The 7,553-nt window shown below is 53.3% G+C and carries 8 protein-coding genes and 2 tRNA genes; 8 read left to right on the top strand and 2 right to left on the bottom strand.

The genetic code is table 11. The features are described 5' to 3' along the window. Window positions 1-116: 116 nt before the first annotated feature. Window positions 117-1,451, top strand: a complete 1,335-nt coding sequence (locus tag KTQ90_RS12115; protein ID WP_217318647.1) for an NADP-specific glutamate dehydrogenase — start codon at window positions 117-119, stop codon at window positions 1,449-1,451. An 18-nt stretch (window positions 1,452-1,469) separates the two neighbouring features. Here the strand turns inward: KTQ90_RS12115 and KTQ90_RS12110 are convergent, their stop codons facing one another. Then, window positions 1,470-2,144 carry a ComF family protein gene (locus KTQ90_RS12110; protein WP_217318646.1) on the bottom strand — a complete coding sequence of 225 codons (675 nt, stop codon included), beginning with the start codon at window positions 2,142-2,144 and terminating at the stop codon, window positions 1,470-1,472. A 10-nt stretch (window positions 2,145-2,154) separates the two neighbouring features. After that, a complete protein-coding gene (locus tag KTQ90_RS12105) occupies window positions 2,155-3,861 on the bottom strand; it encodes a glycoside hydrolase family 10-like protein (RefSeq protein ID WP_217318645.1) in 1,707 nt (568 codons plus the stop codon). A 98-nt stretch (window positions 3,862-3,959) separates the two neighbouring features. Between KTQ90_RS12105 and KTQ90_RS12100 the strand changes: the two genes are divergently transcribed. The 7 genes from KTQ90_RS12100 (at window position 3,960) to KTQ90_RS12070 (ending at window position 7,551) form a co-directional block, all read left to right on the top strand. Continuing rightward, on the top strand, window positions 3,960-4,457 hold the full coding sequence (locus tag KTQ90_RS12100) for a hypothetical protein (protein ID WP_217318644.1): 498 nt from the start codon (window positions 3,960-3,962) through the stop codon (window positions 4,455-4,457). Continuing rightward, window positions 4,457-5,074, top strand: coding sequence for a recombination mediator RecR (gene recR / locus KTQ90_RS12095; RefSeq protein ID WP_217318643.1), 618 nt, complete (start codon window positions 4,457-4,459; stop codon window positions 5,072-5,074). The genes KTQ90_RS12100 and recR overlap by 1 nt, the downstream gene beginning before the upstream one ends. Window positions 5,075-5,084: 10 nt before the next feature. Then, the gene (locus tag KTQ90_RS12090) at window positions 5,085-5,522 is read left to right on the top strand and encodes a hypothetical protein (RefSeq protein ID WP_217318642.1); all 438 of its coding nucleotides are present in this window, start codon (window positions 5,085-5,087) and stop codon (window positions 5,520-5,522) included. 9 nt (window positions 5,523-5,531) lie between these two features. Further along, the gene (locus tag KTQ90_RS12085; RefSeq protein ID WP_217318641.1) at window positions 5,532-6,722 is read left to right on the top strand and encodes a glycosyltransferase; all 1,191 of its coding nucleotides are present in this window, start codon (window positions 5,532-5,534) and stop codon (window positions 6,720-6,722) included. Then, window positions 6,719-7,258 carry a GNAT family N-acetyltransferase gene (locus KTQ90_RS12080; RefSeq protein WP_217318640.1) on the top strand — a complete coding sequence of 180 codons (540 nt, stop codon included), beginning with the start codon at window positions 6,719-6,721 and terminating at the stop codon, window positions 7,256-7,258. The genes KTQ90_RS12085 and KTQ90_RS12080 overlap by 4 nt, the downstream gene beginning before the upstream one ends. Window positions 7,259-7,359: 101 nt before the next feature. After that, window positions 7,360-7,433 (top strand) — tRNA-Asp (locus KTQ90_RS12075). A gap of 41 nt (window positions 7,434-7,474) precedes the next feature. Then, window positions 7,475-7,551 (top strand) — tRNA-Asp (locus tag KTQ90_RS12070). The last annotated feature ends 2 nt before the right edge of the window (window positions 7,552-7,553 follow it).

The following is a 7,553-nucleotide window of genomic DNA, read 5'->3' as shown; positions in this document are numbered from 1 at the left end:
GCTTACTTTTGGGAAAAACAGACCCGAAGTCCAGTTTTAAAGGACTTCGGGCAGGGTTTTTATTCTCTTTGGAGTTTTAGCGGACAGCAATATAAAAAGATAAAACGAAGGATACAATGAACGCATTAGAAACTGTAGAGCGTCTGAAACAACGCTTCCCAAACGAGCCTGAATACATCCAGGCAGTGAGCCAGGTACTCAGCACTATTGAAGAAGAGTACAACCGTCACCCCGAGTTCGACCGTGCAAACCTTATAGAGCGTCTTTGCATACCCGACCGCATCATTTCGTTCCGTGTGACATGGGTAGACGATAAGGGCAACGTGCAGACCAACATGGGCTACCGCATACAGCACAACAACGCCATCGGTCCGTACAAGGGCGGCATCCGTTTCCACGCTTCGGTCAATCCCTCAATCCTTAAGTTCCTTGCTTTCGAGCAGACGTTCAAGAACTCGCTCACCACGCTGCCTATGGGCGGAGCGAAGGGCGGTTCCGACTTCTCGCCGCGCGGCAAGAGCAACGCTGAGGTTATGCGTTTCTGCCAGGCGTTCATGAACGAACTCTACCGCCACATCGGTCCCGACGAGGACGTTCCGGCAGGCGACATCGGCGTAGGCGGTCGCGAGGTGGGCTACATGTTCGGTCAGTACAAGAAGCTCACACACACATTCGTAGGCGTGCTCACCGGCAAGGGCCAGGAGTTCGGCGGTTCGCTCATACGTCCTGAGGCTACCGGCTACGGCAATGTCTACTTCCTCGAGAACATGCTCAAGACACGCGGCATCGAACTCAAGGGCAAGCGTGTGCTCGTAAGCGGTTCGGGCAATGTGGCTCAGTATACTGTAGAGAAGCTCATACAGCTCGGCGCCGTGCCCGTAACGCTGTCCGATTCGGACGGCTACATCTACGACCCGGACGGCATCGACGCAGAGAAACTTGCTTACGTGAAGGAGTTGAAGAATGTTGAGCGTGGTCGTATCCGCGAGTATGCCGAGGAATACGGCGTGAAGTATGTAGCCGGTGCGCGTCCTTGGAGCGAGAAGGCCGATATAGCTCTGCCTTCGGCTACACAGAACGAAATCGACGGCGACGACGCACGCACACTCGTAGCCAACGGTGTGTTCGCCGTGAGCGAGGGCGCCAATATGCCTTCTACGCCAGAAGCTATCAAGGTGTTCCAGGAGGCAGGCTTGCTCTATGCTCCTGGCAAGGCTGCAAATGCGGGTGGTGTGGCAGTTTCGGGTCTCGAGATGAGCCAGAACTCAGAGCGTCTGCGCTGGTCGAGCGAGGAAGTGGACGCTAAGCTCCATAATATAATGAACGAAATTCACGCCAACTGCGTGAAGTACGGTACGCAGCCCGACGGCTATGTCAACTATGTGCGCGGCGCAAACGTTGCTGGCTTCCTCAAGGTAGCCAAGGCAATGATGGCGCAGGGCATCGTATAATAAAAAAAGAATGTACAACTAAATATAGTGCGTTCTGCCTACGGTCATAATGCTTATCTTCACATCCTCAGCCTTAGCCAGCTCATTGGCGCAGGCTGCGATTGTGGCGCCGGTGGTTATGATGTCGTCCACAAGCAGAACGTGCTTTCCTCTTATAGCATCGGGACGGAGCAGCGTGAAAGCACCTTTCACGTTCTTCGTACGGTCGGTGTGCGTCAGTTTGGTCTGGCTCACGGTATATCGCGACCTCTCCACGATGTTGTTCTGAACCTTAATACTTGATATATCACCAATGCCGCGTGCGATTTCTTGGCTCTGATTGTAGCCACGTTTTCGTTCGCGGCGTTTATGTATAGGCAGCGGAATAACCATGTCTATGTCGTCGAACACTCCGTAGGGCATAAGCGAGTTAGCCATATATTCTCCGAACCACACGCCGATGTCCGGCTCGTTGCCGTATTTCAGTTTGTACATGAGCAACGAGCTGTACGCCCCCGGATGGTAGTACGTCAGAGCCGTAGCCCTTTCTATCGGCATACGGCCCCAAAGCATACGCGCCGTGATGTTGTCGTAAGGCGAAAGGCAGTCGTCTGTTAATGGCAACTTTCTTGCACAACTCAGGCACACTATCTTCTCGTCTTCTGCAAGACGGCATCCGCACAGCTTGCAGCGGCGTGGGAAAAACGTGTCCAACCACATATCTTTATTGTCGTTTCATGAATGTTCCGAGGCGATGGCTCACGCCCTTCTTGTTGAGTGAGCGCAACACATACATGCCGTCGGGGAGGTTCTTCACGCTTGCAGACGCGCCGTACAGATAGGGAAGCACGGCTATGGCGCAGCCCAGCTGCGATTCTACGAGCAGAAACTCCGTGTCTGCCATACATGCCGCAGCCGGCACCTCTACGTTCTGTCCGTCGCAGGCAAGCAGCGTCTTGCCGAACGCTGCGTTGTCGCTGCCGTCGGCGTAGAGCAACTCGCCGGCGCCGGCTTCCTGCAGCGGTTCGCTCTCGTTGCCGTATCGGTCTACGGCGCAGATGGCGTAATGCAGATGCTGATTGCGCGGCACAATCAGCTCGCGGCTCTGTCTGCGCACAGCCAGTATGTTGCGTGCGTCGTCGGTGTTCACTGGGCTTTCTGTCGATGCGTACACGTTGAACAACATCATCGTGGTGTCTTTGCTGTTGTGCTGCCACGAGAGTAGGGTGGTGTTGTCGGCGCGATCCTCACGGCGCAGGCTGTAGGCGCTCTGCGGGCGCTCTGCCGACTGCCACGTCATAGGCGGAACGAGCGACGGATACAGACAAAGCTCGTTCTTCGCAAAGCGGTATATGCCTTTCGTGTCGTCGGTGAAGAACTTGGAGCGGAAGTAGGCGTGTCCTAAGCCGTTGTTGCGCAGAAAGCCCAACTCGCGTGTGATGTCGCTCAGAGGCCAGTTCTTTTCGCGTGGCGACATGAAGTAGATGCCCAGACCCGGCACCACGATGCGTCCGTGGCTGCGCTCCTTCCAGTCGAGAGCGAAAGGGAAGAAGTTGTTGTCGCGGAAGTACATCATCGGGAACAATTCGTCCATCAGTCCGTCGCGCAACCATGCTACGGCGTCCTGGCACACCGTCTCGTAGGCGTTCCATCCGTGACTCCAATAGCGCTTCGTGTTGTAGTATTTGCCAACCGGCGAGCAACTCATCTTCACCCACGGCTTCAGACACTTCACCTGCTGCGAAATGGCGCGCACGATGCGTGTAATGTTCCTGCGTCCTTCGTCGTGCGACATGGTCTTGAGTTTCGGCAGCTCCTCCGGATAGCGTATATAGTCGAGGTGAATGCCGTCGATGTCGTAGCGGCGTGTCACTTCGGCGCAGATTCTTGCAAGATAATCGGCTGTCTGCTGCGTCTCCGGATTCATGTATCCGTAGCCCTTAATCTTAATGATATTGCGCTGCATCTTCTTGCGAAGCTGCTTGCATCCCAGTCCGTCCCACTTGCCTAACGGCATTGTCACTATCCAGGCGTGCAGTTCCATGCCGCGTCGGTGGCACTCGTCGATGGCAAACTGCAGCGCGTCGTAGCCTGGCGACACGCCCGGACGACCCGAGAGGCAACCATCCCACGGTTCAATGGCTGAAGGATAGATCACCGTTCCGCGAACGCGAGTCTGCAGCAGCACGGTGTTTATGCCCGCCGACTGCAGCTGGTTGAGTATACGGCGCAGCTCGTTCTTCTGTTTCTCTATGGATGTAGAAGTCTGTGCGTAGGAGTGGGGCCAGTCGATGCCGCCTATTGTCGTGAGCCAGACGGCACGCACCTCGTGCTTGGGCGCTATGCGGTTCTGGTCGAATGAGTCGGAAGTGTATGCTGCGATGCGCAGCGAGTAAATAAAAAACAATAAAAGTATATAAAAGTGCTTCATTTTCGGTTTCCAATCTGTTGTTTATTGAACACAAAGGTAGTTATATTTTTCCGTTTGTCAAATATATTATGTACTTTTGCATTATAAATACTTTGCTTATGAAAAAGAAATTAATGACAATTGCCCTGGCGCTTCTCACAACTTTAGGAGCCCATGCACAGTTTGAAAAAGATAAAGCTTATGTCGGTGCGTCGCTTACCGGTCTCGACCTCAGCTACAACGGCACAAAGAAACTCAATCTGGGTCTGCAGGCAGACGCCGGCTACTTCCTTGTGCAGGACTGGATGCTTAAGGGATTGGTAGGTTGCGATATTTCGTCGAATGACGATGTAGACACCAAGTTCACATTGGGCGTAGGCGGACGCTACTACTTCGAGCAGAACGGCATCTTCTTGGGCGCAAGCGCAAAATATGTACACGCCGGAAAGCACTATAACGATGTTATGCCAGGTATAGAGGCGGGCTGGGCTTACTTCCTCAACGGCAGCGTTACCATCGAGCCGTCTGTCTACTACGACCAGTCGTTCAAGTGCCACAAGGACTTCTCAACCTTCGGCGTTCGTCTCGGAATCGGCATTTATCTCTTCAATAAATAATGGAGGGAGCGTACCCATCGCAACTGCTTGAAAAGGCAGTGTGCGAGTTTTCGAAGTTGCCCGGCATAGGTCGCAAGACAGCCTTGCGACTTGTGCTCGACTTGCTGCGCCGCACCGAAGATGAGGTAGACGGATTCGCTACTGCTGTGACCCGTCTGCGCAAGGAGGTGAAGCACTGCAAGGTTTGCCACAATATCAGCGACACGGACGTCTGTCCGATATGCTCCGACCGACGCCGCGACAGCACGTCGATATGCGTTGTCGAGAACATTCGCGACGTGATGGCTGTGGAGAACACGCAGCAGTACAACGGACTCTACCACGTGCTCGGCGGAATAATCTCGCCTATGGACGGCGTAGGCCCGAGCGATATAGAGATCGACTCGCTCGTGGAGCGCGTTGCGGCAGGCGGAGTGAAGGAGGTGATACTGGCGCTCAGCTCTACAATGGAGGGCGACACCACTAACTTCTACATTTCGCGCAAACTTGCTGGCTACGACGTTGTGATAAGCGTCATAGCGCGCGGCATCTCCGTAGGCGACGAACTGGAATATACCGACGAAGTGACGCTCGGAAGAGCGATACTCAACCGTACAACAATGATCAACAAACAATGATCAACAAACAATGAAACGAACATACAACGTGTTGAACACCATATTCATAGTCTCGCTGTGCATATCGGCGGCTATGGTGTTGCTTTTCGAGACCGACATACTGCCCGACGGCGTGTATCATACCGCGACGGGTGCGGCGGAGTTCGTGTGGGCTACCGTAATGGAGCTACTCACCATCTGCGTCATTCCCGTGGCGTTGCGTCTGTTCCGCTTCGGCAGCATCGCCCGCCGTCTTGTGTCGGCTGAGGCTCTGCTCAGCTGGGGCTCGCTCCGTCTGCTGATGCTCTGCGTGCCGATGGTGCTTAACACCTTATTATATTATATGTATATGAACGTGGCGTTTGGCTATATGGGCATAATCCTTTTCCTGTGCCTTTTCTTTGTCATGCCGACCAAAGCAAGATGCGAGTCGGAAGTGGCTAAGCGCGATGTCGAAAACGATAAATAAGAAACCGTATTGAAACTATCTGTCATTATAGTCAGCTATAAAGTGCGTTTCTATATCGAGCAGTGTCTGCACTCGTTGTTCAGAGCTGTCGACGGTATAGAGACCGAAGTGTATATAGTTGACAATCATTCGGACGACGGAAGCGTGGAGTATCTCACGCAGAAGTTCCCCGACGTGAACATCATCAGCAGCAACCGCAACCTCGGTTTCTCGCGCGCCAACAACATTGCCATAAAGCAATGCACGGGCGAGTATGTGCTCCTGCTCAATCCCGACACCATCGTAGGCGAGAACACCATACGCGACGTGCTGCAGTTCATGGATGCACACGAAAAGGCCGGAGCTGCCGGCGTAATGATGCTTAAGGACAACGGCGAGAAGGCTATGGAGTCGCGCCGCGGTGTGCCTACGCCTATGACAGCCTTCTACAAGATGAGCGGACTCTGCGCACGCTACCCCGAAAGCCGCCGCTTCGCACGCTATTATATGAGCTACCTGTCGTGGAACGAACCTGCCAAGATTGAGATTATCAGCGGAGCGTTCTGCATGTTGCGCCATGAGGCGCTGGATAGAGTGGGGCTGCTCGACGAGGATTTCTTCATGTATGGCGAGGATATCGACCTTTCTTTCCGTCTGATAAAGGGCGGATACGAGAACTGGTACATACCTGCCAAGATTCTGCACTATAAGGGCGAGAGCACTCACCGTTCGTCGTTCCGCTACGTTCACGTATTCTACGATGCCATGCTCATCTTCATGCGCAAGCACTACGGCCATTTCAGCATCTTCGTCAGTCTGCCTCTTAAGATTGCCATCTGCTTCAAGGCTCTGCTGGCATTCGTCGGCATGCAGATGCACAGTGCGCGCAAGGTTCTCGGACTCATGAAGCCGCGCAAGCGTGTCACAACCCTTTACGTATTCATCGGTAGGAAGTCGCATCTCAACGACTTCAACCGCCTGGCTAAGCGCCACGGCATCGACTATGCGTTCCTGAAAGTTTCTGCCGACACGCTGCCGCAGGGACATGTGGGGCAGAACTTCGGTTCGTATCAGCGCATCTTCGCTACATACGACACCGAGGTGTACAGCTACGAGCAGATATTCAACATCTTCTCCGCACATCCGCAGCAGAACGTACTAATGGGCACGTACAATCCTGCCACGAAGACAATAATAACGAGTGAGGAGGTGCTCAGATGAACCCGTCGCTGAATGCTTCCGGCGCAACGGAGCAGCCGAAAGTGGTGCTGCGCGCCATGGAACCCGAAGATCTCGAATGGCTCTACGCTATGGAGAACGACCGCGAGGTGTGGCACATCGGCAATACCAATGTGCCTTATTCGCGCTATGTGCTGCACGACTATATCGCCAACTCTACAAACGACATCTATCACGACGGACAGGTGCGCATGATTGTGGAGAACGAGGCACGCGAGCAGATAGGAATGGTAGATGTTTTCGACTTCAATGCGCAGCATCGGCGTGCCGAAGTGAGCATTGTGGTGCAGAAAAAGCATCGCCGCAAGGGATATGCCGCCGCCGCAATAGCCCGAATAGCCGACTATTCGTTGCGTGTTCTGCATCTTCATCAGCTCTACGCCGTGGTTGCGGAGGACAATAAGGCGTCGCTGGCGCTTTTTTTTAGTCAGGGCTTCCAAACGCATAATAGACTGAAAGAGTGGTTGTTCGATGGAGTGGAGTATGCAGATGCAATAGTTTTGCAGAAAATATTGTGAAAAAAAGTGTGCAAAAATTTTGGAGTTTCAAATATTATTCATACCTTTGCACTCGCTTAAAAAACGAAACGCTGACAACTTTTAAGCAAGTTTGTCGTATTGGTGCGTTAGTTCAGTTGGTTAGAATACATGCCTGTCACGCATGGGGTCACGAGTTCGAGTCTCGTACGCACCGCACTTCGTTTTTTGATGCAAACAAAAAGGAACAAACACGTTGGTGCGTTAGTTCAGTTGGTTAGAATACATGCCTGTCACGCATGGGGTCACGAGTTCGAGTCTCGTACGCACCGCCAAC

The organism is Leyella stercorea, assembly GCF_019052365.1.
Classification (GTDB): Bacteria; Bacteroidota; Bacteroidia; order Bacteroidales; family Bacteroidaceae; genus Prevotella.
The sequence above is the reverse complement of the archived record's forward strand: the minus strand, read 5'-3'. Positions and strand labels throughout refer to the sequence as shown.